We start from the raw sequence: 22,345 nt of genomic DNA, 5'->3' as shown, positions 1-22,345 counted from the left end.
ATGACCGCAGTAAGGCGCATGCGGGCGCCACGGCCCGGTTCAGCGCAGGGCGGCGCGGGCGCGGTCGCTGACCAGGTCGACCAGGAAGGTCAGCAGCACGATCGCCGCCAGCACGGTGGTCACGGCCGGCCAGTCGAACGCCGACGTCCGGGCCGACAGCAGCACTCCGATCCCGCCGGCCCCGAGCAGGCCGACGAGCACGGTGTCGCGGATCGCCACCTCCCAGCGGTAGAGCGACAGCGCCAGCACCGGGCCGGCGAGCGCCGGGGCGGAGCCGTAGAGCCACCGGCCGACCGGCGAGGACCCCATGGCCCGCAGCGCCTCGGCCGGGCGCCGGTCGGCCTCCTCGACGGCCTCGCCGACCAGCCGGCCGAGCACGCCGAGGGTGTAGACGCCGAGGGCGAGCGCGCCGGGCAGGACGCCGGGCAGCAGGACGAACAGCAGCACCAGCGCCCACACCGGCGGCGGGACGGCGCGCAGCAGGAGCAGGGCCAGCCGGAGCAGCACCCCGGTGGTGCGTCGCACCGGCCCGACCGCACCGGGCGGGCGCGCGACGAGAGCGGCTAGCGCCACCGCACCGGCGGCGGCGAACGCGATCGCCAGGACCGACATCCGCAGCGCTTCCAGGCCGGTGGCCCAGACGTCGCCGAGCAGCTCGCCGTCCACGGCGGGTGGCCACGCGGCCGAGGCGACGTAGGCCAGCTGCTCGCGGGTGCGCGCGGAGACGAGCGCGGCGGGGGAGAGCGCCAGGTACCAGACCGCCCAGCCGCCCGCGGCGACGACGGCGAGCACCGCGCCGGCGAGCAGCGGGTCGCGCCCGGACCCCGAGCGCCGGGGCGCCGCGACCCGGCGGCGCACCGCCCGGCCGCCGACGTCGGCCAGCAGGCACAGCAGCGCGAGCGCGTAGACCGTCGTCCACACCTGCTCCCAGCGCAGCGACGTGAACGACAGTGCCAGCTGGTAGCCCAGCCCGCCGGCCCCGATCAGCCCCAGGACGACGGCCGACCGGACCGCGCACTCCAGCCGGTAGAAGGAGTACGAGAGCAGCCCGCCGGCGGCCGCGGGCAGCAGCCCGTACAGCGCCGCCGTCCCTCGTCCGGCGCCGGCCGCGAGGAGGGCGTCGTGGCTGCCGCGGGGCACCTCGTCGAGCAGGTCGGCGAAGACCTTGGCGGTGATCGCGCCGTAGGGGACGGCGATGGCCAGCACGCCCACCCACGGGTCGAGTCCGAGCACGTTGACCAGCAGCAGGCCCCACACCGCCTCGTGCAGACCCCGGGGCAGCGCCAGGGCTCCGCGGGTCAGCAGCCAGCCGGCGCGCCGCCCGCCCCAGGCGGTGCGGGAGACCGGGACCGCGGCCAGGGCGCCGAGCAGCACGGCCAGCCCGGCGCCCAGGACGGCGTAGGCGACGGTCACCAGCGTGGAGCCCACGACGACGGCGAGGAACTCCGCCCCCAGCTCCGGGTGCAGTGCGGCGGAGACGAAGCGGCCGGCCTGGGCCGCGCCGGCGGGGTTGAGCACCGGCCCGGAGAACAGCCCGCTGCCGGCCAGCGCCCAGCCGAGCAGGACGACGCCGGCCAGCGCCCACGCCCACCGCCGCCGGTTCCGGTGCAGCCGCGGTGCCGGCGGCGCCGCCCGGTCGAGGAGCGCCGTCACCGGGTGACCCCGTAGAACCGCTCCAGCTCCGCCACGGTCAGGTCGCCGGCGGGGGCGTCCAGGACCATCCGGCCGGCGGCGAGGCCGACGACCCGGTCGCAGTGCCGCAGCGCGAGGGCCGGGTCGTGCAGGCAGGCCAGCAGCGCGCCGCCCCGCCCGGTCGCGAGGTCGCCCAGCAGACCGAGGGCGAGGTCGGCCAGGGCCGGGTCGAGGGCGGACGCCGGCTCGTCGGCGAGCACGAGGTCCGGCTGCTGCACGAGCAGGCGGGCCAGCGCCACCCGCTGCCGCTGCCCGCCGGAGAGCCGGTCGGTGCGCTCGTACATCCGGTCGGCCAGCCCCACCCGGTCCAGGGCGTGCCGCACCGTCGCGGGGTCCTGCGGCCGGATCAGCGACCACGCCGCCCGGGCGGCCGGCCAGGAGCCCAGCCGCCCGGCGTTGACGTTGTGCACCACCCGCAGCGCGCCGGTCAGCTCCAGGTGCTGGTGGACGGTGCCGGTGCGGGCGCGCAGCCGGCGCAGCTCCCGGCCGCGCAGCGACGCCGGGTCCCGGCCCAGCACCCGCACCTGCCCGGCGCTCGGCGGCACCGCGCCGTTGAGCACGTTGAGCAGCGTCGACTTGCCCGCGCCCGAGGCGCCGACGACGGCGATCCGCTCGCCCGCGGCCACCGCGAGGTCCACCCCGGCGAGGGCGGGCGTGCCGCCGAAGCGGACCTCGATGCCGGTGAGCCGCGCGACCTCGCTCAGTTGACGAGCCCGAGGTCGCGGCCGATCTCCTCGATCTGCTCGTAGTTCGCCGCGTCGGTGGGCACGAAGGAACCCGCGCCGAACAGCTCGAGCACCTCGGCGTCGGCGGGGTCGTCGGCCGACAGGCCGGTGAAGTACTCCGTCAGCCGGTCGGGCAGGTCGGCGCCCAGCCGCTCGACGGCCGAGGGGCCCAGCAGCCAGTGGTAGTCGGAGTAGGCGGGGGTGCGGGCGTAGGCGACCACCGCCGGGTCGACCTCCCCGGCCTCGCGGCGCGACGTCCACACCTGCTCGTTGAGGACCCCCGCCTGGTAGCTGCCCGCCGCGACCAGCGCCAGCGTCGCGTCGTGCGAGCCGGAGAAGCCCGGCCCGCCCGGGAAGCCCTCCGGGTCGACGCCCGCCTCGCGCAGGAACCAGGCGGGCATCAGCCGGCCGGAGGTCGAGGTCTCGCTGCCGTAGGTGAACCGCAGATCGCCCAGCGGGGCGAGGTCGTCGGACGGGGCCAGGCCGGTGCTCGCGTTGACCACGAACACGGAGTGGAACTCCTCGTCGATGTCGCGCTGCGCGATCGGCACCGAACCAGCGGTCTGCAGGCGGGCCTGGACGCCGGTCAGCCCGCCGAACCAGACGAGGTCAAGGTCCCCGGTACGGAAGAGGGAGACGGCGGCGGCGTAGTCGGTGACCGGCACGTACTCGACCGCCAGGCCGAGTGCTCCGGACAGCGAGTCGGCGACGGTGCCGTGCAGCCGCTGCAGGACCTCCGGGTCCTGGTCCGGGATCGCGCCGATGCGCAGGGGACGGGGAGCGGCGGTGGCCGCCTCCGGGGCGGTGGCGCCGCACCCGGCGAGGGCGGCGGCGACGGCCAGCCCGGTGCCGGCCAGCAGGGTCCGGCGGGAGAAGCGGGGGAGCAGGGGGTCGTTTCCGGGATCGAGGCCACCCGACCGGGCGGCGACTGCGCCGCGCACTACGTGCGCGCAGGGGGGACGGGACGGGACACGATGGCCTCCGGCGAAGGGGGAGAGGGGGCGCCCCATCCTGCACCCGGCGTGGTGGGCTCGGCGCGCCGTGCCGCCGACGCGCATCCGCGGGCTTCCGGCCGGTCACGTTCTGGGCACGCTTCCCGCGTCCCTGCCGGGAGCCCGGCCGGAGGTGCCTAGGGTGACGGCCGTAACCGGCCGACCGGCCTCGGTCGGCCCACGATGCCCGGGTGGCACGGGCAGGCCCCGTCCGCCCCCGGGAGCGCGCGGCCGCCTCGTCGGGGCCCGCGTGGTCGTCGTGCTCGACAAGGGAGAGACATGCGCACCAAGCTCTACACCGTTGCCGCGGCCGGCGCCGCGGCGCTGCTCCTCGCCTCCTGCTCCTCCGGCGACTCCGGCGGCGGCGACTCCTCCGCCTCCGGCGGCCTGACCGGCGAGGGCAGCGGCGAGTCGTGCACCATCGAGGGCGAGGTGCCCATCGGCGCGGTGCTCAGCCTGACCGGTGCGGCGGCCAGCTACGGCGAGTCCCAGCAGCGCGGCCTGGAGCTCGCCGCCGCGGACCTCGCGGAGCAGGACGGCGTCACCTACGACCTCACGATCGAGGACGACCAGACCGATCCGCGCCAGGCCATCACGCTGTTCGACGAGTTCGTCTCCGACGGCGTCAGCCTGATCATCGGGCCCACGCTGTCCAACGCCGCCGTCCAGGCCGACCCGATCGCCCAGGAGGCCGGGGTCCCGGTGCTGGGCATCTCCAACACCGCCGCGGGAGTCACCGAGATCGGCGACTACATCTTCCGCGACTCGCTCACCGAGCAGGCGGTGATCCCGCAGACGGTCGCGCAGGCGACCGAGCAGTTCGGGCTCGAGGACGTCGTGGTCATGTACAGCAACGACGACGCCTTCACCGAGTCCGGCTACGAGGCGTTCGCCGCCGCGCTGGAGGAGGAGGGCGTGAACGTCACCGAGACGATCACCTTCTCCAAGTCCGACACCGACTTCCGTGCCCTGCTGACCCAGGCCCAGCAGAGCGACCCGGATGCGCTGGTGGTCTCGGCGCTGATCGAGGCCGCCGTGCCGCTGGTGACCCAGGCCCGCGAGCTCGGCATCGAGGTGCCGATCATCGGCGGCAACGGGTTCAACAACCCGACGCTGATGGCCGACGCCGGCGAGGCGGCCGAGGGCGTCGTCGTCGGCGCCGCGTGGAACTCCTCCTCCGACAACCCGGAGAACCAGGCGTTCCTCGAGGCCTACGAGGCCGAGTACGGCGCGCAGCCCGACCAGTTCGCCGCCCAGGCCTACACCGGGCTCAAGCTGGTCGACCAGGCCGTGCGCGCCAACTGCTCCGCGGAGCGGGACAGCATCAAGGAGGCGCTCGGCGAGATCGAGGACGTGCCCACGGTCCTCGGTGAGTTCTCCATCGACGAGAACCGGGACGCCGACCACCCGGCCGTCGTGCAGGTCGTCGAGAACGGTCAGTTCGCCGTCCTCGAGTGAGCCGGCACGCGGCGCCGGCCGGGTGACCGGCCGGCGCCGCGCTGCGACCCCACCGGGGGCCCGGTCCTCGGACCGGGCCCCCGGCCACGTGTCGGCTACCGTGCCCGGGCACCCACGACGAGAACAGGCAACGCTGTGCAGCAGCTCCTCAACGGCATCTTCATCGGCTCGATCTACGCGCTGTTCGCCATCGGCTTCACGCTGGTCTTCGGCATCCTCGACCGGCTGAACCTCGCGCACCCAGCGGTCTTCGCCGCCTCCGCCTTCGTCGGCATCGAGCTGGTCGAGCGGGGCGGGCTGTCCCTCTGGGCCGCGCTGCCGATCGTGTTCGTCCTCGGCGCCGTGCTGGGCCTGGTCATCGAGCGCGTGGCGTTCCGGCCGCTCAAGAACCGGCCCGACGCCCACTTCGCCGGCCTGATCTCCTCGATCGCGCTCGCCGGCATGCTCATCGCGCTGCTGCAGTGGCGCTACGGCCCCGACACCCGCCGGTTCCCGCCGGGCTCGTTCCCCGACACCCGGTACGAGGTGTTCGGCGCCCAGGTGACCCTCGTGCAGGTGGTGATCCTCGGGGTCTCCCTCGCCCTCATGGTGGGCCTCACCTACATGGTCACCCGCACCCGGCTGGGCCGGGGGATGCGCGCGGTCGCGGAGAACCCGACGGCGGCGCGGGTGCTCGGGGTGAACGTCGACCGGGTCACCGCGGTCACCTTCGCGATCTCCTCGGCGCTCGGCGCGGTCGCCGGCGTGCTGTTCGCCATCAACGTGAACACCGCCCAGCTCGGCATGGGCGCGGCGATCGAGCTCAAGGGCCTGGCGGTCATCATCGTCGGCGGCATGGGCTCGCTGCCCGGCGCGCTCATCGGCGGGCTGCTGCTGGGCCTCGCCGAGGTGTTCGCCGTCCAGTACATCGGCTCGTCCTGGGTGAACGTGATCGCCTTCGGCCTGCTGTTCGTGATCCTGCTGCTGCGCCCGCAGGGGCTGCTCGGCGCGCGGAAGGTCCGGGAGGTCTGATGCTGGACCAGTACGCCACCACGCTGACCTTCATCGCCCTCGGGGCGATCTTCGCCTACTCCTTCTACGCCGTCCTGATCGCCGGGCAGCTCAGCCTCGGCCAGGCCGGCTTCGCCGCCCTCGCGGCGTTCTCCGGGGCCTACCTGGCGCCCAGCGGGGCCGACGTCGGGGAGGTTCCCGCACTGCTGATCGCCGTGGCGATCGGCATGTCGGTCGGCGCGCTCGCCGCCGTCGTCCTCGGCCTGCCGACCATGCACCTGCGCGGTGTCTTCCTGGCCATCGCCACCCTCGGGTTCGCCGAGGCGGTCCGGGTGGTGCTGCTCAACCAGGGGTGGACCGGCGGCGCGCAGGGGCTCGGCGTGCCGCGCATCCTCACCGTCGGCATGGCGTGGACCGCGCTGGCGCTCGTCGCCTACTGGTTCTGGCGGATGGGCCGGTCCCGCTACGGCCGCGCGCTGGAGGCCATCCGCGAGGACGAGCTCGCCGCGCGCTCGATGGGCATCGACGTCGGGCGGCACCGGCTCGCAGCGTTCGTCACCGCGGGCGCCGTCGCCGGGCTGTACGGCGTCCTCTACGCCTACTACGTCCGGCTCATCGCCCCCAACGACTTCGACTTCACGGCGGCCGTCGAGGGGCTGGTCACCGCGGTGGTCGGTGGCTCCACGATGTTCCTGGGGCCGCTGCTGGGCAGCGGGTTCCAGACGCTGGTCCCGGAGATCCAGCGGGCGGTCGGGGTGGAGGCCGGCTGGATCCGGCCGTTCCTCGCCGGCCTGCTGCTGCTGGTCGTCATCCTCTTCCTGCCCGGTGGCCTGGCCAGCCTCATCCCGCGCCGGAGCCGCATGCCCTCCGGCACGGGCGACGACGACGCCACCGGACTCGCCGGTCGTCGCCACCCGGCGGCCGGCGAGCCGGTGGTCACCCTCGCCGGCCTGGGCAAGGAGTACGGCGGGGTGCACGCCGTCCGCGGCGTGGACCTGGAGATCCGGGCCGGGGAGGTCGTCGGGCTGATCGGGCCCAACGGGGCGGGCAAGACGACGCTGGTCAACATGATCAGCGGCCTGGTCCCGCCCAGCTCGGGCAGCGCGACGGTGCTCGGGACAGCGGTCGGCAGCACACCCGTGCACCGGATCGCGGCGGCCGGGGTGAGCCGGACGTTCCAGCACTCGAAGCTGTTCAACCGGCTGTCGGCGCTGGAGAACGTTCTGGTCGGCGCGCACCTGGTCAGCCGGCCGACCTTCCTGCGGCGGCTGCTGTGGCTGCCGTCGGCGCGCCGGGACGAGCAGGCCGCGCTGCGGCAGGCGGCCCGCTGCCTGGAGCGGGTCGGGCTGACCTCGCTGGCCTCGACCCGGGCCGAGGCCCTGTCCTACGGCGACCAGCGCCGGCTCGAGATCGCCCGCGCGCTGGCGTCGGACCCGTCCCTGCTGATCCTGGACGAGCCGGCGGCGGGGATGAACCACGTCGAGGCGTCGCGGCTGTCGGAGCTGATCCGGTCGCTGGCGCAGGACGGGCTGACCATCCTGTTCATCGAGCACAACGTCGGCATGGTCCTGCAGACCTGCACCCGGGTCGTCGTCCTCAACTTCGGCGAGGTGATCGCCAGCGGTGCGCCGGACGCGATCGCCGCCGACCCGGCAGTCATCGAGGCCTACCTCGGTTCGGACGACGACGACGCGGACGGTGGCCCGCGCTCCGGGACGGCCCGCGCCGGCGCGACCGCGGTCGGGGCCGACGACGCGCCCCCGGACGCGGTCACCAACCTGCGGCCCGGCGCCGCCGGCACCCTGGACACACCGGACACCACCCCGAGGGATGCGACATGAGCGACCCCATCCTCACCGTGGAGGACCTGCGGGTCACGTACGGGCGGGTCGAGGCCGTCCGGGACGTCTCCTTCCGGGCGGAGCAGGGCTCGCTGGTGACGCTGGTCGGGGCGAACGGGGCCGGCAAGTCCTCGGTCATCAACGCCGTCTCCGGCATGCTGCGGCCGGCCGGCGGGCGGATCACCTTCGAGGGCCAGGACATCACCCGCACGCCGGCGCACAAGCTGGTGGGCCGCGGGCTGGTGCAGGTGCCCGAGGGGCGGCAGATCCTCGCCACGCTGACCATCGAGGAGAACCTCCAGATGGGCACGTGGCACTCGGGGGCCGGCGGGGCGCGCTCCGTCGACGCGATGTACGACCGGTTCCCGGTGCTGGCCGAGCGGCGGGCGCTGCCGGCCGGCGCGCTGTCCGGCGGCGAGCAGCAGATGCTGGCCATCGCGCGCGCCCTGGTCGCCGGGCCGAAGGTGATGCTCATGGACGAGCCGTCGATGGGGCTGGCCCCCAAGATCGTCGACGAGGTGTTCCGCGTCATCGAGGAGATCCGCGCCTCGGGCACCACGGTCGTGCTGGTGGAGCAGAACGCCCGCCGGGCGCTGCGCGCCGCCGACCACGGGTACGTGCTGCAGAGCGGCGAGGTGGTGCACTCCGGCCCGGCCGGCGAGCTGCTCGCCGACGAGCGCATCGTGCAGGCCTACCTGGGCGTCGAGAGCGGCTGACGGCTGCGGTTCCGGGACGCCGGCGGTCCGCCACCGGCGTCCCGGGACGGCCCGGGCCGGTCCGGCTAGGGTCGACGGCGTGACCGACTGCCTCTTCTGCCGCATGGTCGCCGGTGAGATCCCCGCCGACGTCGTCCACCGGACCGACCGGGTGCTCGCCTTCCGCGACATCAACCCGCAGGCCGCGACGCACGTGCTGGTGATCCCCACCGACCACCACCCGACCGCCGGCGCGCTCGCCGAGGCCGACCCCGCGCTGATGGGCGAGGTCGTGGCCGCCGCGCACGCGGTGGCCCGGCAGGAGGGGCTGGTGGCCGGGGACGGCGCCGAGCCCGGTTACCGGCTGGTGGCCAATACCGGGCCGGCGGCGGGGCAGACCGTCCACCACGTCCACCTGCACCTGCTCGGGGGCCGCGACCTGGGCTGGCCGCCCGGCTGAGCCGGCCTCCCGGGACGGGGCCTCCGTGCGGCCGGACCGGTGTGCTGAGAGGGTGACGGCATGGCCGAGAGCACCGCACCCCTCCGCATCGAGCGCGACGGGGACGTCGCCGTCGTCGTCCTGGACAACCCCCCGCTGAACCTCTTCGACGCCGCGACGTTCGACGCGTTGGAGACGGTGGCCGGCGAGCTGGTCGCGCTGACCGATCCGTCGCGGGCCGACCGGGCCCGCGCCGTGCTGGTCGAGGCGCGCGGCAAGGTGGTCTCCGGCGGGGTCGACGTCACCTACTTCCGCGACATCGCCGAGGGCCCCGAGCCCGCCCGGGTCGGCGGGGAGCTGTGGGCCCGGCTGCTGCGGGTGGCCAACACGTTCGAGGACCTCCCGGTCCCGACCGTCTTCGCCGCGCACGGGCTGTGCCTGACCGCCGCCTTCGAGCTGGCGCTCTCCTGCGACATCCTGCTGGCCGCGGAGAAGGCGTCTTTCGGCCTGGTCGAGATCGTCGTGGGCCTGACCCCCTCGATGGGCGGGCCGCAGCGGCTGGCCGAGCGCGCCGGCCCCGCCCGGGCCAAGGAGCTCGTCTACACCGGCGAGCGCTACCCGGCCGCCGTCCTGGAGCGCTGGAACGTGGTCAACCGGGTGCTCCCCGACGAGGGCTTCGCCGACGCGGCCCGCGCGTACGCGCACCGGGTCGCCGCCGGCCCCACCGTGGCGCACGCGGCGACCAAGCGGCTGGCCTCCGTCGCCGTCCGCGAGGGCGCCCGGGCAGCCGACACCCTGGTCCCGGAGATCTCCGGGGCGCTGTTCGCCACCGACGACCTGCGCGGGGCGGTGGCGTCCTTCCTGACCGACGGGCCGGGGAAGGCCGGCTACACCGGCCGCTGACCCGTCCGGGCGAGCCGCGATTCGGGTCGTCGCGCGCGGGTAGAGTCGAGCGGGTCCACTCGTGCGTCTCCCGCACACCGCCGTCGCAGGAAGGCAGGGTCGAGGGTTCTTGCCCGACACCTCCCCGAACGTCCCCGTGCCAGGTGCCCCCACGTCGCGTGAGGCATCGGCGCAGGCCGCCGCCGCGGACGGCGCGTTCGCCGGTCCGCCCGCCCCGTCCACCGGAAGCGCGGCGGGCGCCGTCCCCGCCGCGGTCCGGGCCACCCTCACCGTGCCCGACAGCGTGCCCATGGTCGCGCTGCTCGGGTCCGCCGACGAGCTGCTCCGGCTGGTGGAGGCCGAGGTCGACGCCGACGTGCACGTGCGCGGCAACGAGATCGCCGTCACCGGGCAGCCGGCCGACAACGCCTTCGCCGTCCGGGTCTTCGATGAGCTGATCGCGCTGCTGGGCACCGGCCAGCAGCTGCGCCCCGACTCGGTCCGCCGGGTCATCGCGATGCTGAGGTCCGGCGGCTCCGAGCGCCCGGCCGACGTGCTGAGCCTCGACATCATCAGCCGGCGCGGCCGCACGATCCGGCCGAAGACGCTGAACCAGAAGCGCTACGTCGACGCCATCGACACGCACACCGTCGTCTTCGGCATCGGCCCGGCCGGTACCGGCAAGACCTACCTGGCCATGGCCAAGGCGGTGCAGGCGCTGACCACCAAGCAGGTCAACCGGATCATCCTCACCCGGCCCGCCGTCGAGGCGGGGGAGCGGCTCGGCTACCTGCCCGGCACGCTGTCGGAGAAGATCGACCCGTACCTGCGGCCGCTGTACGACGCGCTGCACGACATGGTCGACCCGGAGTCGATCCCGCGGCTCATGCAGTCCGGAACGATCGAAGTGGCGCCATTGGCCTACATGCGGGGCCGGGCGCAGCCGTACGATGCGGCCGTCCTCACCCCGAACGGGTTCATGCCGATCGGCACGCTGCAGATCGGTGATCTCGTCGTCGGGTCCGACGGCCTGCCGACTCCGGTGCTCGGCGTCTACCCGCAGGGCCGCAAGCCGGTCTACCGGGTGACCACGCAGGACGGCGCATCGACGCTCGCCTGTGGCGAACACCTGTGGACCGTGACGACGCCCGACGACCGACGTCGAGGGAAGACCCGCACCCTCGAGACGCAGGAGATGCTCGGCAACCTGCGCTGGGGCGCGCATGCCCACCGGTACGAATTGCCGCTCGTCGCCCCGGTCGAATTCGAGCCGCAGGAGGTGCCGCTCGACCCCTACGCGCTCGGGCTGCTGCTCGGAGACGGCTGCCTGACGACGTCCACCACCCCGTCCTTCTCGACGGCGGATCCCGAACTGGCCGTTGCGCTCGAGTCGGCGCTCGAGGGCATCGAGGTACGGCACAAGGCCGGGCCTGATTACGTCCTGCACCACGTCGACGGTGGCCGGGGCGGTCTGCGCATCGCGAACCCGGTGACCGAGGCCATCCGTGAGCTCGGACTGGCGGGCCGGCGGCCCGAGACGAAATTCGTGCCCTGGGTGTATTCGCACAACTCGGCCGAGGTCCGGACCGCCCTGCTGCAGGGGCTCCTGGACTCCGACGGCGGCCCGGTGCAGCAGCGGGGCCGCACCTGTCGCGTCCAGTACACGACGACGTCCGAGCGGCTGCGGGACGACGTCATGTTCCTGGTCCGCTCGCTGGGCGGCGTGGTCACCTCGCGCACCCGTGCCGCCGCCGGCCGACGTCCCGGCCTGGCGCTCGGTCGTCCGGTCCACCACCGGCACGCGGCCCACATCCTCGACATCCGACTGCCCGCCGGTGTGCAGCCGTTCCGGCTCGCGCGCAAGCGTCAGATCTACGACGCCACGGGCGGTGGCCGGCCGATGCGCTTCATCCACAGCATCGAGCCGGTCGGCGAGGTGGAGACGATGTGCATCCAGGTGGCAGCGCAGGACTCGCTGTACGTGACGGACGACTTCCTCGTCACGCACAACACCCTCAACGACGCGTTCGTCATCCTCGACGAGGCGCAGAACACGACTGCCGAGCAGATGAAGATGTTCCTCACCCGGCTCGGCTTCGGGTCCAAGATCGTGGTCACCGGTGACGTCACGCAGGTCGACCTCCCCGGCGGCGCGCAGAGCGGCCTCAAGATCGTCCGCGAGATCCTGGACGGGATCGACGACGTGCACTTCGCCAACTTGACCAGCACCGACGTCGTCCGGCACCGGCTGGTCGGCCACATCGTCGACGCCTACGAGCGCTGGGACGCCACCCGGCAGCCCGCCGTGACGTCCCGGCCGGCCGGTGGCGCGCCGGTCCGGCAGACCCGCCCGCGCCGACAGGGGAGCTGACCACCGTGCCCGTCGAGGTCTCCAACGAGTCCGAGATCGCCGTCGACGAGGCCGAGCTGGCCGGCATCTGCCGGTTCGTCCTCGGCGAGATGAAGATCAACCCGATGGCCGAGCTGTCGGTGCTGTGCGTCGACGCCGACTACATGAGCAGCCTGCACGAGCGGTGGATGGGGGAGAAGGGCCCCACCGACGTGCTGGCCTTCCCCATGGACGAGTTCGACACCGGGCGGCCCGACGATCCCGACCCCGGTCCGGCGCTGCTCGGCGACATCGTGCTCTGCCCCACCGTCGCCGTCCGCCAGGCGCGGGCCGCCGGGCACACCATGGACGACGAGCTGGTGCTGCTGGCCACCCACGGCGTGCTGCACCTGCTGGGCTACGACCACATGGAGCCCGACGAGGAGAAGGAGATGTTCGGTCTCCAGTCGAAGCTCATCGACGCGTGGCGCGCCGCTCCGCGCGAGCCGGTGACCGGTGCGCCGGCAGGTCAGGAGACCGGTCCCCGATGACCGAGACCCAGCAGTGACCGCGGCCGCGATCACCGGTCTGGTGGTCGCCATCTGCCTGGTTCCGCTCGCCGGTCTGTTCGGCGCGATGGAGGCGGCTCTCCAGCGGGTCTCGAAGGCCCGGGTCGAGGAGCTCCGCCGGGACGGCGTCAAGCGCGCGGCGGCGCTCGAGCAGATCGTCGCCGAGCGGGCGCGGCACGTCTCGCTGCTCCTGCTGCTGCGGATCGTCTGCGAGATGGTCGCCACGGTCATCGTGGCGCTGCTCTTCTTCGACCTGTGGGACAGCACGCTGCAGGCGGTCCTGGCCGCGGCCGGCGTCATGACCGTGGTCAGCTACGTGCTCGTCGGTGTCGGTCCCCGCACGCTCGGGCGGCAGCACGCCTACGGCACGGCGCTGGCCACGGCCGGCGTCGTCCGGCTGCTCGGCCGGGTCCTCGGCCCGGTCGCCACCCTGCTGATCCTTGTCGGCAACGCGATCACCCCCGGCCGCGGTTTCCGCGACGGCCCCTTCTCCTCGGAGGTGGAGCTGCGCGAGCTGGTCGACATGGCCGAGGAGCGCGGGGTGGTGGAGTCCGGCGAGCGGAACATGATCCACTCGGTGTTCGAGCTGGGTGACACCATCGCCCGCGAGGTGATGGTGCCGCGTACCGACGTCGTCTGGATCGAGCGCACCAAGACCGTCCGGCAGGCCCTCGCCCTCGCCCTGCGCAGCGGCTTCAGCCGCATCCCGGTCATCGGCGAGAACGTCGACGACGTCGTCGGCGTCGTCTACCTCAAGGACCTCGTCCGGCGGTCGCAGCACAGCCCCGACCAGCGCGGGCCCCGCGTCGAGGAGCTGATGCGCACCCCGACCTTCGTGCCGGAGTCCAAGCCGGTCGACGAGCTGCTCCGCGACATGCAGGCGCAGCGGATCCACATCGCGATCGTGGTCGACGAGTACGGCGGCTTCGCCGGGCTGGTGACCATCGAGGACATCCTCGAGGAGATCGTCGGTGAGATCGCCGACGAGCACGACGCCTTCCAGCGTCCGCCGGTCGAGGAGCTGGCCGACGGCTCGGTGCGGATCACCGCCCGGCTCCCGGTGGGGGACCTCGCGGAGCTGTTCGACGTCGAGCTGCCCGAGGACGACGACGTCGAGACCGTCGGCGGCCTGCTGGCCCGCGAGCTCGGCCGGGTGCCGATCGAGGGCGCCGCGGCCGAGGTCAGCGGGCTGCGCCTGGTGGCCGAGAGCACCGGTGGCCGCCGCAACCGGATCGACACCCTGCTGGTCTGCCGGCTGCCCGAGCCGTCGGAGGACGGCGAGGAGCACACCGACGAGCGGCAGCCGTCCGGGGCCACCCGCGCGGAGCTGCCGGCCGCCGTGGAAGGCTGACGCACCGTGGCTGAACTGCACCCCGAGGACGCGAAGCTCGTCACCCTGGCCCGGTCGGCGCGCGGCCGGACCGGCGCCGCCGAGGGCGCGGCGGTGCGCGACACCGACGGCCGCACCTACGTGGCGGCGAGCGTGGCGCTGCCCTCCCTGCGGCTCTCGGCGCTGCAGGCCGCCGTCGCGGCTGCGGTCTCCAGCGGGGTCGAGGGGCTGGAGGCCGCCGTGGTCGTCTCCGCCGCCGACGCCGTGGAGCAGGAGGGGCTGGCCGCCGTCCGCGACCTCACGCCCGCCGCGCCGGTCCACCTCGCCGGCCCCGACGGCGTGCTGCGCACCTCGGTCTAACGGGTCGGCGGCACGCCGAGGGCCTCGGCGAACGCAGCGGGGTCCCGCGCCCAGAGCGTGAGCGCCTGCTCGCCGTCGTCGGTCCGGTACCGGACGGCGACGCGGGTGCGCCCCGGCCACCAGCCGCCGCGCTTCGCCGGGCTCGGCCAGCCGGCCGGCGGCCGGCCGGTGCGGACGTCCCGCACCAGCGCCGACGGGATCACCGACGACGCGTCGGTCCGGGTGCCGGCGACGTCGAACGAGAGGCCGTGGTCGGACACCGTCACCCGGCGGGTGTTCACGGCGTACACGACGACGCCCGCGGCCAGCGCCAGCGGCAGCTCCTCCCGCGCGGCGGGCCAGCCGCCGCGCCAGGCGAAGAGCGCCATCCAGGCCGCGACGACGACCACGGCCAGGCCGAGCGCCACCAGGCCCGCGGGGCGGTACTGCCAGTAGCGCAGCGGAGCGGGGACGACGGTGGCCGAGCGCCTGGGTCCCCAGCCGACGACGAAGCGGTGCCCGCGCACCTGCTCGACGTGCAGCCGCCGCTCGCGGTCCGCCGCCGCACGGGGCGGCCGGGCCCGGTTCCGCTCACGTCCTGGCACGGCGACGATCATCCCAGCTCCCGCCGGCGACCCGGTGCGGCGACCCGGTGCCGGTGGCCCGGCGGCGCCGGGGACCTCCGGGCACGGCCGGTCGGGCTCCGGCAGGTTCCTTGCGCACGACGTCGTCCCTGCCACTTCCGGACCGAGCGGGGAGGGCGGATCGTCGAGGGCGTGACGACGTTGCTGTTCCTCCTCCTGCTCCTGCTCGTCCTGCAGCGGCTGGGGCGCTCCGGCACCGGTCCCGCCCGCGGGCCGGCCGGCTCCTGGGGCGAGGTCGGTCGCCGGCTGCTGGGCGATGCCGTGGCCGGCGTCCGCGTGCTCGGCCGGCTCGCCGCCGTCCGCCGCGACCGGATCGGCCGCCCCTGGTCGGAACCGCTGCTCGGCGACGGGCCCGCGGCTCGCGCGTCGGGAGTCCGCCGCGCGGGGATGTCGGCCGCCGGTGGGAGACTGGCTGCCGTGACCGTCCCTGACCAGCCGTACCGCAGTGGCTTCGTCGCGCTGGTCGGGCGTCCCAACGCCGGCAAGACCACGCTGACCAACGCGATGGTGGGCGAGAAGGTCGGCATCGTCAGCAACCGCCCGCAGACCACCCGGCACGCCATCCGCGGCGTCGTCCACCGGCCGGGCGGGCAGCTCGTGCTGGTCGACACCCCGGGGCTGCACAAGCCCAAGAGCCTGCTGGGCAAGCGGCTCAACGACGTCGTCCGCGACACCCTCTCCGACGTCGACGTGATCGTCTTCTGCATCCCGGCCGACCAGCCCGTGGGCACCGGCGACAAGTTCATCGCCCGACAGCTCGCCGAGGTGACGGCGCCGGTGGTCGTGGTCGTCACGAAGACCGACGCCGCGGGGAAGAAGCAGGTCACCGAGCAGCTCGTGGCCGCCAGCCGGCTGGTCGAGGCCGCCGAGGTGGTGCCGGTCAGCGCGGTCGGCGGCGACCAGGTCGAGCTGCTCGAGGACCTGCTGATCAAGCTCCTGCCCGAGGGCCCCCCGCTGTACCCGGAGGAGCAGACCACCGACGAGGACGTCGAGCGGCAGATCGCCGAGCTGATCCGCGAGGCGGCGCTGGAGAAGGTGCGCCAGGAGGTGCCGCACTCCCTCGCCGTCACGGTGGAGGAGATGAACCGGCGACCCGACCCCAAGCGCGCCGGGGGCGAGCTCGTGGAGGTGCACGCGCTGCTGCACTGCGAGCGGCCGAGCCAGAAGCCGATGCTGCTGGGCAAGGGCGGGAACATCATCAAGGCGATCGGCACCGAGGCCCGGGCGGGCATGGAGACGCTGCTGGACGCCCGGGTGCACCTGGAGCTGCACGTCACCGTGCTGGGCGAGTGGCAGGACGACCCGAAGAAGCTGAACAGGCTGGGCTATTGAGCGCGCACACGCCGAAGGCGCTCTACCGGGACGAGGGCATCGTCCTGCGCACCCAGAAGCTCGGTGAGGCCGACCGGATCATCACGGTGCTCACCCGTCGGCAGGGCAAGGTGCGCGCGGTGGCCAAGGGCGTGCGCCGCACCAAGAGCAAGTTCGGCGCCCGGCTGGAGCCGTTCACCCACGTCGACCTGCAGCTGTACACCGGCCGCAACCTCGACATCGTCAGCCAGGCGGAGTCGATCCGCTCCTACGGCCAGGAGATCGTGGCCGACTACCCGGCCTACACCGCCGGCACCGCCGTCCTGGAGACCGCCGACCGGCTGACCGCCGAGGAGAAGGAGCCCTCGCTGCGGCTTTTCCTCCTCGTGGTCGGTGCGCTGCGCGCGCTGGGGGAGAAGACCCACCCCGCGACGCTGGTGCTCGACGCGTTCCTGCTGCGGGCCATGTCGGTGGCCGGCTGGGAGCCGGCGCTGGCCGACTGCGCCCGCTGCGGCGAGGTCGGCCCGCACCGGCACTTCTCCGTCCCCGCGGGCGGCACCGTCTGCCCCGCCTGCCGGCCGACCGGCTCGGCCATGCCCAGCCCGGTCACCATCGAGCTGCTCGACGCGCTGCTCACCGGTGACTGGGGCCGGGCCGAGGCCAGCCAGGGCATCAACCGGCGTGAGGGCAGCGGCCTGGTGGCCGCCCTCCTGCAGTGGCACCTGGAGCGCGGGCTGCGCTCGCTGCCGCTGGTCGACCGAACCGATCCGTCGGCACCGCGCCGGGAAGTGAGCCTGCTGAGTGAGGCGTGAGGTCAAGGCCCCCAGCCCGCACCCGTCCGGCGCGCGCCCGCCGCAGCTGCCGAAGGACAAGGTGCCCCAGCACGTCGCCATCGTGATGGACGGCAACGGCCGCTGGGCCAAGCAGCGCGGGCTGCCCCGCACCGCCGGGCACGAGGCGGGGGAGTCCTCGCTGTTCGACTGCGTCGAGGGCGCCATCGAGCTGGGCGTCAAGGCGATCAGCGCCTACGCCTTCTCCACCGAGAACTGGCGGCGCAGCCCCGACGAGGTCCGCTTCCTCATGGGGTTCAACCGCGACGTCATCCGCCGCCGCCGGGACGAGATGCACGAGCTCGGCGTGCGGGTGCGCTGGGCCGGTCGCCGGCCGAGGCTGTGGCGATCGGTGATCAAGGAGCTCGAGGCCGCCGAGGAGCTCACCAAGGACAACGACGTCCTGACCCTCACCATGTGCGTGAACTACGGCGGCCGGGCCGAGATCGCCGACGCGGCGGCCGCCATCGCCCGGGAGGTCGCGGCCGGCCGGCTGAACCCCGACAAGATCGACGAGCGCACCGTCGCGCGCTTCCTCGACGAGCCGGACATGGCCGACGTCGACCTGTTCGTGCGCAGCTCCGGGGAGAACCGGACCAGCAACTTCCTGCTGTGGCAGTCGGCCTACGCGGAGTTCGTCTTCCTGGACACCCTCTGGCCCGACTTCGACCGCCGGCACCTGTGGCAGGCGTGCGAGGAGTTCGCGTCCCGGCAGCGCCGGTTCGGCACCGCCTGAGACCAGCGCTCTCCGCCGTCGCCGGCCGGCCGGACCGGTGCCCCGGCCGGCCGCGCGCGGCGACGGCGTCCGCTCAGGCCGGGTCGCTGCCCGGGAAGACCGGGCGACGGCGCTCGAAGAACGCCGACCGGCCCTCCGCGAAGTCCGCTCCCGCCAGCAGCTCCACCTGCACCCGCTCCTCGGCGGCGAGGACGGCGTCCAGGGACTGGTCGTCCGCGGCCAGGATCTGCTTGAGACCGGCGGTCGCCGCCGGGGACGCCGCCGCGAGGTCCTGCGCGACCGCCAGCGCCCGGTCGACCGCGGTGCCGTCCGCGACGACCTCGTCCACGAGGCCGATCCGGTGGGCCTCCTCCGCCGTCACGGTCCGCGCGGTGAGCATGAGCTCGCGGGCCCGGCCGGCGCCGACCCGCTTCGGGAGCGTGTAGAAGAGCCCGGTGTCGGCCACCAGCCCGATCCGGGCGAACGAGGCGACGAAGCGGGCCGAGGAGCCGGCGACCACCAGATCGGCGGCGCAGGCCAGCGACAGGCCCAGTCCGAAGGCGCCGCCCTCGACGGCGCACACGACCGGCGTCCCGGTGGTCACCAGGAGCCGGGCGATGTCGCTCACCAGCTGGAGGCGCTGCCGCGCCACCGCGGCATCCCGCGACATCGAGCGGATGTCCCCACCGGCGGAGAACACCGGACCCGCACCGGTCAGGACGATCGCCCGGCAGCCGGGATCGCTGCTGGCGGCGCGCAGCGCCGCCAGCAGCTCGGACCGGTCGGCCAGGTCGAGCGCGTTGCGCCGCTCGGGACGGTTGAGCCGCAGCAGCGCCACCGCGCCGTGCTGCTCGACGAGCACGGCGGGCGGGCCGGCGGGGACCGCGCCGGCGCTCACTGCTCGACCCCGCGGAGGAGCTGCTTGGCGATGATGACCCGCTGCACCTCGCTGGTGCCCTCGTACAGGCGGAAGAGCCGGGCGTCGCGGTAAAAGCGCTCCACCGGGACCGAGCGCATGTACCCGAGGCCGCCGTGGACCTGCACCGCCCGGTCGGCGACCCGGTCGACCATCTCGGTGCAGAAGAGCTTGCAGGCCGACGGCGCGAGCCGCTGGTCGGTGCCGTCGTCGTAGGTCCGTGCCGCCTCCAGGACCATGGCGCGCCCGGCGTACGTCTCGGTCTGGGAGTCGGCCAGCATGGCCTGCACCAGCTGGAACTCCGCGATCGGCCGGCCGCCCTGCCTGGTGGTCGCGGCGTAGGTGACGCTCTCCTCGACCAGCCGCTGGGCCAGGCCGACGCAGAGCGCGGCGATGTGCAGCCGCCCCTTGGCCAGCGAGCGCATCGCGGCGCCGAACCCCGCCCCCTCCACGCCACCGACGAGCTCGTGGGCGGGCACCCGGACGTCGTCGAAGAAGACCTCCGCGGTCACCGCACCGCGCTGGCCCATCTTGGCGTCCTTCGGGCCGATCGTGACGCCCTCGGTCCGGGCGTCGACGGCGAACACCGAGATGCCCTTGGTGCCCTCGGTGGCCTCGTCGGTGCGGGCGAACACCATGAAGAGGTCCGCGTCGGGCGCGTTGGTGATGAACCGTTTCTTTCCGTTGAGCAGGTAGTCGTCGCCGGTGCGGACCGCCCGGGTGCGCAGGCCGCTGGGGTCGGACCCGGCCTCGGGCTCGGTGAGCGCGAACGACGCGACGAGCTCGCCCGCCGCCAGCCGGGGGAGGTAGCGCTGCTTCTGGTCGTCGGTGCCGAAGTTGACCAGCACCTGGCCGGCGATCCCGTTGTTCGTGCCGAACATGGAGCGGAAGGACGGGGTGGTCCAGCCGAGCTCCATGGCCAGCCGGACCTCCTCCTGCATCGACAGGCCCATACCCCCGTACTCCTCGGGGATGGCGTAGCCGAACAGCCCCATGTCCGCGGCCTGCTTGCGGATGCGGTCGGGGATGCGGTCGGTCTCCTCGATCTCGTCCTCGGCGGGCACCACCTCGCGGCGCACGAAGGTGCGGACGGCGGTCAGCACGGCCGCGAAGTCGTCGTCGTCCATGGTCGGCCTCCTGGGATCGGTCGGCTGGTGGGGGAGCTGGTCAGGCGGTCGAGGCGGGGCCGGTGTCGAGCGGCTCGGGCGGAGCCGGCCGGCCCGCGGCACCCGAGGCGACGAGGCGATCGACGTCGGCGGCGGCGTAGCCGAGCTCGGACAGCACCCCGGAGGTGTGCTCGCCGAGGTCCGGGACGTCGCCCATGGCCAGCTCGACGTCCGCGAAGGTCATCGGCGGCAGGATGGCCCGGATCGGGCCGGCCGGGGTGCCCACCTCGCGCCAGCGGTCCCGGGCGCTGAGCTGGGGGTGGTCGATCAGGCCCTGCATGTCGTTGAGCTGGGCGGCGGGGATTCCCGCCTCGGCCAGCCGCGCGTCCAGCTCCGCGGTCGACCACGTGCGGGTCTCCGCCGCCACCGCCGCGTCGCACTCCTCGCGGTGGGCCACCCGCAGGACGTTGGTGCGCAGCCGGGGGTGCTCGGCGAGGTCGGGGCGGCCGAACACGTCGACGACGAGCCGCTGCCAGCCGCGGTCGTTCTGCACCCCGATCAGGATCTGCCCGTCCCGGGTGGGATAGGCGTCGTAGGGCGCGATCGCCGCGTGGCTGAGACCCATGCGCGGGATCTGCCGGCCGGCGTACATCTGCATGTACATCGGGTGGCCGAGCCACTCGGCGGTGGCGTCGAACATCGACACCTCGATCGTGGCGCCCTCGCCGGTCCGCTCGCGGCGGAACAGGGCGGCGAGCACGGAGTTGGTGGCGTAGAGCCCGGCGGCGATGTCCGCGCTGGGCACCCCGGTCTTGGTGGCCGTGTCCGGGGTGCCGGTGATCGAGACCAGCCCCGACTCGGCCTGGATGAGCATGTCGTAGGCCTTCCGGTCGCGCCGGGGGCCGTCGGTGCCGTAGCCGGAGATGTTGACGACGACCAGGTCCGGCCGGGCCGCCCGCAGCGTCTCCGCGTCGAGCCCCAGCCGGGCGGCCGCACCGGGCGCGGAGTTCTGCAGGAACACGTCGGCGCGGGCAACGAGCTCCCGGGCCACCGCCAGCCCCTCGTCGGTCTTGAGGTCCAGGGCGACCGACTCCTTGCCCCGGTTGAGCCAGACGAAGTGCGAGGCCAGCCCGTGGACGGCGCCGTCGTAGTTGCGGGCGAAGTCGCCCTCGCCCACGCGCTCGATCTTGATGACGCGGGCGCCGAGGTCGGCGAGGTGGCGGGTGGCCAGCGGGGCGGCCACGGCCTGCTCCAGCGCCACCACGGTGACCCCGGCGAGGGGCAGGGGAGGCGGCGGTGTGACGGCGGTCATGAGCTCAACATGGCCGACCGATTGCGCGATGTCCAATACCCAATGAGTGGCCCACTCTTGCGCCCGTCGGTCACAATGCCGCATGGACCTGCACCAGCTGGAGGCGTTCCTCGCCGTCGCCGAGGAGCTGCACTTCGGCCGCGCCGCCGAGCGGCTGCACATGGCCCAGCCGCCGTTGAGCCGGACCATCAAGCAGCTGGAACGCGACCTGGGCGCCGTGCTCTTCGAGCGCACCACCCGCAGCGTCCGCCTGACGTCCGCGGGAGCGGCGTTGGTCGGGCCCGCCCAGGAGGTGCTCGAGGGGTGCCGGTTGGCCCGCGCCGCGGTCCAGGGGGCCGGCAAGGGGGAGACCGGTCGGGTGCGGATCGGCTTCGCCGGGCCGTCGTCCTACCTGCTGGTGGGTCAGCTCGCCCGGCAGGTGCGGCAGCGCCAGCCCGGCATCGAGCTCAGCCTGCAGAGCGTCACCTACGCCTACGAGGCGCTCCGCCTGGTGGTCGAGGGGGCCATGGACCTGGCGATCGTGCGCTTCCCGGCGGCACCTCCCGGGATCACCTCCCGCATCGTGTCCGAGGAGCACTACGTCCTGGTCGTGCCCGAGGGGCACCGGCTGGCCGGCCGCAGCGAGGTGAGCATGGCCGACTGCCGGGAGGAGGCGTTCATCGCGCTGCCCGCCGATCCCGGATCGAGCGTCCGGGATGCGTTCGTCCGGGCCTGCCACGAGGTCGGGTTCGCGCCGAACATCGTGCAGGTGGCGCCGGACTCCTGGACGGTGATGGCGCTGGTCGCCGCCGGGGTCGGGGTCACCTGGAGCATCGACACGGCCGTGGCGAACATGCGCACCGACGGCATCGCGGTCGTGCCGTTGGTCGAGGGGCGTGAGCCGTCGTACGCACGGCTGGCCTGGCGGGCCGCGGACGACAACCCGGCGCTGCGCGAGGTGCTCCGCGCGTCGGAGCAGGCCCTGCCGACGCCGGCCGGCCGCTGACGAGGCCATTGTTCCGGCGGAGCGAAGAACCTGCGCTCATCGATACCGCTGCATCAATGATCGTTCACCCAATTGGTATTGGACAGGCGCGCCTCACCATCGGCAGAGTGACGGACAGCACATCGGGATGCTCGGCGCGGCGCCGGGCACCTGCTGGCCCTGAGCCGCGAGGAGTCCGTGCCGGTGCCACCGCCATCGTCGAACGTCCTCGGAAGCCGGGTCCCCGGGCCTGCCGCAGTTCCGGG

The 22,345-nt window shown here is 74.1% G+C and carries 21 protein-coding genes; 14 read left to right on the top strand and 7 right to left on the bottom strand.

Features of this window, described 5'->3' with window-relative positions; all coding sequences use genetic code 11:
• Window positions 1–39: 39 nt before the first annotated feature.
• The 3 genes from ACI790_RS10455 to ACI790_RS10445 form a co-directional block, all read right to left on the bottom strand.
• Window positions 40–1,653: a PhnE/PtxC family ABC transporter permease gene (locus ACI790_RS10455; protein WP_456569722.1), complete on the bottom strand. Its 1,614-nt coding sequence runs from the start codon at window positions 1,651–1,653 to the stop codon at window positions 40–42.
• Entirely contained in the window at window positions 1,650–2,330 is a 681-nt protein-coding gene (locus ACI790_RS10450) for a phosphonate ABC transporter ATP-binding protein (RefSeq protein WP_456569721.1), read from the bottom strand. Before ACI790_RS10450 ends, ACI790_RS10455 begins: the two co-directional genes overlap by 4 nt.
• A 62-nt stretch (window positions 2,331–2,392) precedes the next feature.
• Window positions 2,393–3,358: a putative selenate ABC transporter substrate-binding protein gene (locus ACI790_RS10445; RefSeq protein ID WP_456569720.1), complete on the bottom strand. Its 966-nt coding sequence runs from the start codon at window positions 3,356–3,358 to the stop codon at window positions 2,393–2,395.
• Window positions 3,359–3,688: 330 nt separating this feature from the next.
• Here ACI790_RS10445 and ACI790_RS10440 point away from each other — a divergent pair, with 330 nt between their 5' ends.
• The 10 genes from ACI790_RS10440 (at window position 3,689) to ACI790_RS10395 (ending at window position 14,302) form a co-directional block, all read left to right on the top strand.
• A complete protein-coding gene (locus ACI790_RS10440) occupies window positions 3,689–4,867 on the top strand; it encodes an ABC transporter substrate-binding protein (protein WP_456569719.1) in 1,179 nt (392 codons plus the stop codon).
• 135 nt (window positions 4,868–5,002) lie between these two features.
• On the top strand, window positions 5,003–5,878 hold the full coding sequence (locus ACI790_RS10435) for a branched-chain amino acid ABC transporter permease (RefSeq protein ID WP_456569718.1): 876 nt from the start codon (window positions 5,003–5,005) through the stop codon (window positions 5,876–5,878).
• Window positions 5,878–7,698, top strand: a complete 1,821-nt coding sequence (locus ACI790_RS10430; RefSeq protein ID WP_456569717.1) for a branched-chain amino acid ABC transporter ATP-binding protein/permease — start codon at window positions 5,878–5,880, stop codon at window positions 7,696–7,698. Before ACI790_RS10435 ends, ACI790_RS10430 begins: the two co-directional genes overlap by 1 nt.
• Complete coding sequence (locus tag ACI790_RS10425; RefSeq protein ID WP_456569716.1) at window positions 7,695–8,414, top strand: ABC transporter ATP-binding protein; 720 nt, start codon at window positions 7,695–7,697, stop codon at window positions 8,412–8,414. The genes ACI790_RS10430 and ACI790_RS10425 overlap by 4 nt, the downstream gene beginning before the upstream one ends.
• A gap of 79 nt (window positions 8,415–8,493) precedes the next feature.
• Complete coding sequence (locus ACI790_RS10420) at window positions 8,494–8,853, top strand: histidine triad nucleotide-binding protein (protein ID WP_456569715.1); 360 nt, start codon at window positions 8,494–8,496, stop codon at window positions 8,851–8,853.
• A 60-nt stretch (window positions 8,854–8,913) separates the two neighbouring features.
• The gene (locus ACI790_RS10415; RefSeq protein ID WP_456569714.1) at window positions 8,914–9,735 is read left to right on the top strand and encodes an enoyl-CoA hydratase/isomerase family protein; all 822 of its coding nucleotides are present in this window, start codon (window positions 8,914–8,916) and stop codon (window positions 9,733–9,735) included.
• A 136-nt stretch (window positions 9,736–9,871) separates the two neighbouring features.
• Window positions 9,872–12,085, top strand: coding sequence for a PhoH family protein (locus tag ACI790_RS10410; protein ID WP_456569713.1), 2,214 nt, complete (start codon window positions 9,872–9,874; stop codon window positions 12,083–12,085).
• 5 nt (window positions 12,086–12,090) lie between these two features.
• On the top strand, window positions 12,091–12,594 hold the full coding sequence (ybeY, locus tag ACI790_RS10405; RefSeq protein ID WP_456569712.1) for an rRNA maturation RNase YbeY: 504 nt from the start codon (window positions 12,091–12,093) through the stop codon (window positions 12,592–12,594).
• Window positions 12,595–12,607: 13 nt separating this feature from the next.
• A complete protein-coding gene (locus ACI790_RS10400; protein WP_456569711.1) occupies window positions 12,608–13,963 on the top strand; it encodes a hemolysin family protein in 1,356 nt (451 codons plus the stop codon).
• A gap of 6 nt (window positions 13,964–13,969) precedes the next feature.
• Window positions 13,970–14,302 (top strand): cytidine deaminase, encoded by a 333-nt coding sequence (locus tag ACI790_RS10395; protein ID WP_456569710.1) that lies wholly within the window; start codon window positions 13,970–13,972, stop codon window positions 14,300–14,302.
• On the opposite strand, the gene ACI790_RS10390 is transcribed toward ACI790_RS10395, so the two are convergent.
• Window positions 14,299–14,886, bottom strand: coding sequence for a hypothetical protein (locus tag ACI790_RS10390; RefSeq protein ID WP_456569709.1), 588 nt, complete (start codon window positions 14,884–14,886; stop codon window positions 14,299–14,301). The two genes, ACI790_RS10395 and ACI790_RS10390, sit on opposite strands and share 4 nt — an antisense overlap.
• A gap of 171 nt (window positions 14,887–15,057) precedes the next feature.
• On the opposite strand from ACI790_RS10390, the gene era reads away from it, so the two are divergent.
• The 3 genes from era to ACI790_RS10375 are packed head-to-tail and all read left to right on the top strand — an operon-like array spanning window position 15,058 to window position 17,802.
• Window positions 15,058–16,257 (top strand): GTPase Era, encoded by a 1,200-nt coding sequence (gene era, locus ACI790_RS10385; protein ID WP_456569708.1) that lies wholly within the window; start codon window positions 15,058–15,060, stop codon window positions 16,255–16,257.
• Window positions 16,254–17,048 (top strand): DNA repair protein RecO, encoded by a 795-nt coding sequence (gene recO, locus ACI790_RS10380; RefSeq protein ID WP_456569707.1) that lies wholly within the window; start codon window positions 16,254–16,256, stop codon window positions 17,046–17,048. Before era ends, recO begins: the two co-directional genes overlap by 4 nt.
• Window positions 17,038–17,802: an isoprenyl transferase gene (locus ACI790_RS10375; protein ID WP_456569706.1), complete on the top strand. Its 765-nt coding sequence runs from the start codon at window positions 17,038–17,040 to the stop codon at window positions 17,800–17,802. Before recO ends, ACI790_RS10375 begins: the two co-directional genes overlap by 11 nt.
• A gap of 73 nt (window positions 17,803–17,875) precedes the next feature.
• Here the strand turns inward: ACI790_RS10375 and ACI790_RS10370 are convergent, their stop codons facing one another.
• The 3 genes from ACI790_RS10370 to ACI790_RS10360 are packed head-to-tail and all read right to left on the bottom strand — an operon-like array spanning window position 17,876 to window position 21,115.
• A complete protein-coding gene (locus ACI790_RS10370; protein ID WP_456569705.1) occupies window positions 17,876–18,679 on the bottom strand; it encodes an enoyl-CoA hydratase/isomerase family protein in 804 nt (267 codons plus the stop codon).
• Window positions 18,676–19,824, bottom strand: a complete 1,149-nt coding sequence (locus tag ACI790_RS10365) for an acyl-CoA dehydrogenase family protein (RefSeq protein WP_456569704.1) — start codon at window positions 19,822–19,824, stop codon at window positions 18,676–18,678. The genes ACI790_RS10370 and ACI790_RS10365 overlap by 4 nt, the downstream gene beginning before the upstream one ends.
• 40 nt (window positions 19,825–19,864) lie before the next feature.
• Window positions 19,865–21,115 carry a CaiB/BaiF CoA transferase family protein gene (locus ACI790_RS10360; RefSeq protein WP_456569703.1) on the bottom strand — a complete coding sequence of 417 codons (1,251 nt, stop codon included), beginning with the start codon at window positions 21,113–21,115 and terminating at the stop codon, window positions 19,865–19,867.
• Window positions 21,116–21,197: 82 nt separating this feature from the next.
• Between ACI790_RS10360 and ACI790_RS10355 the strand changes: the two genes are divergently transcribed.
• Window positions 21,198–22,100, top strand: coding sequence for a LysR substrate-binding domain-containing protein (locus ACI790_RS10355; RefSeq protein WP_456569702.1), 903 nt, complete (start codon window positions 21,198–21,200; stop codon window positions 22,098–22,100).
• Window positions 22,101–22,345: the final 245 nt, after the last annotated feature.

Source organism: Blastococcus sp. SYSU DS0539 (assembly GCF_054050855.1).
This window is presented reverse-complemented; position numbering and strand designations above follow the sequence as displayed.

Coding starts and splice junctions, on each gene's coding strand:
- ACI790_RS10440 (WP_456569719.1), top strand. CDS start 3,689: ATGCGCACCAAGCTCTACACCGTTGCCGCGGCCGGCGCCGCGGCGCTG.
- ACI790_RS10430 (WP_456569717.1), top strand. CDS start 5,878: ATGCTGGACCAGTACGCCACCACGCTGACCTTCATCGCCCTCGGGGCG.
- ACI790_RS10425 (WP_456569716.1), top strand. CDS start 7,695: ATGAGCGACCCCATCCTCACCGTGGAGGACCTGCGGGTCACGTACGGG.
- ACI790_RS10415 (WP_456569714.1), top strand. CDS start 8,914: ATGGCCGAGAGCACCGCACCCCTCCGCATCGAGCGCGACGGGGACGTC.
- ACI790_RS10365 (WP_456569704.1), bottom strand. CDS start 19,824: ATGGACGACGACGACTTCGCGGCCGTGCTGACCGCCGTCCGCACCTTC.
- ACI790_RS10360 (WP_456569703.1), bottom strand. CDS start 21,115: ATGACCGCCGTCACACCGCCGCCTCCCCTGCCCCTCGCCGGGGTCACC.
- ACI790_RS10355 (WP_456569702.1), top strand. CDS start 21,198: ATGGACCTGCACCAGCTGGAGGCGTTCCTCGCCGTCGCCGAGGAGCTG.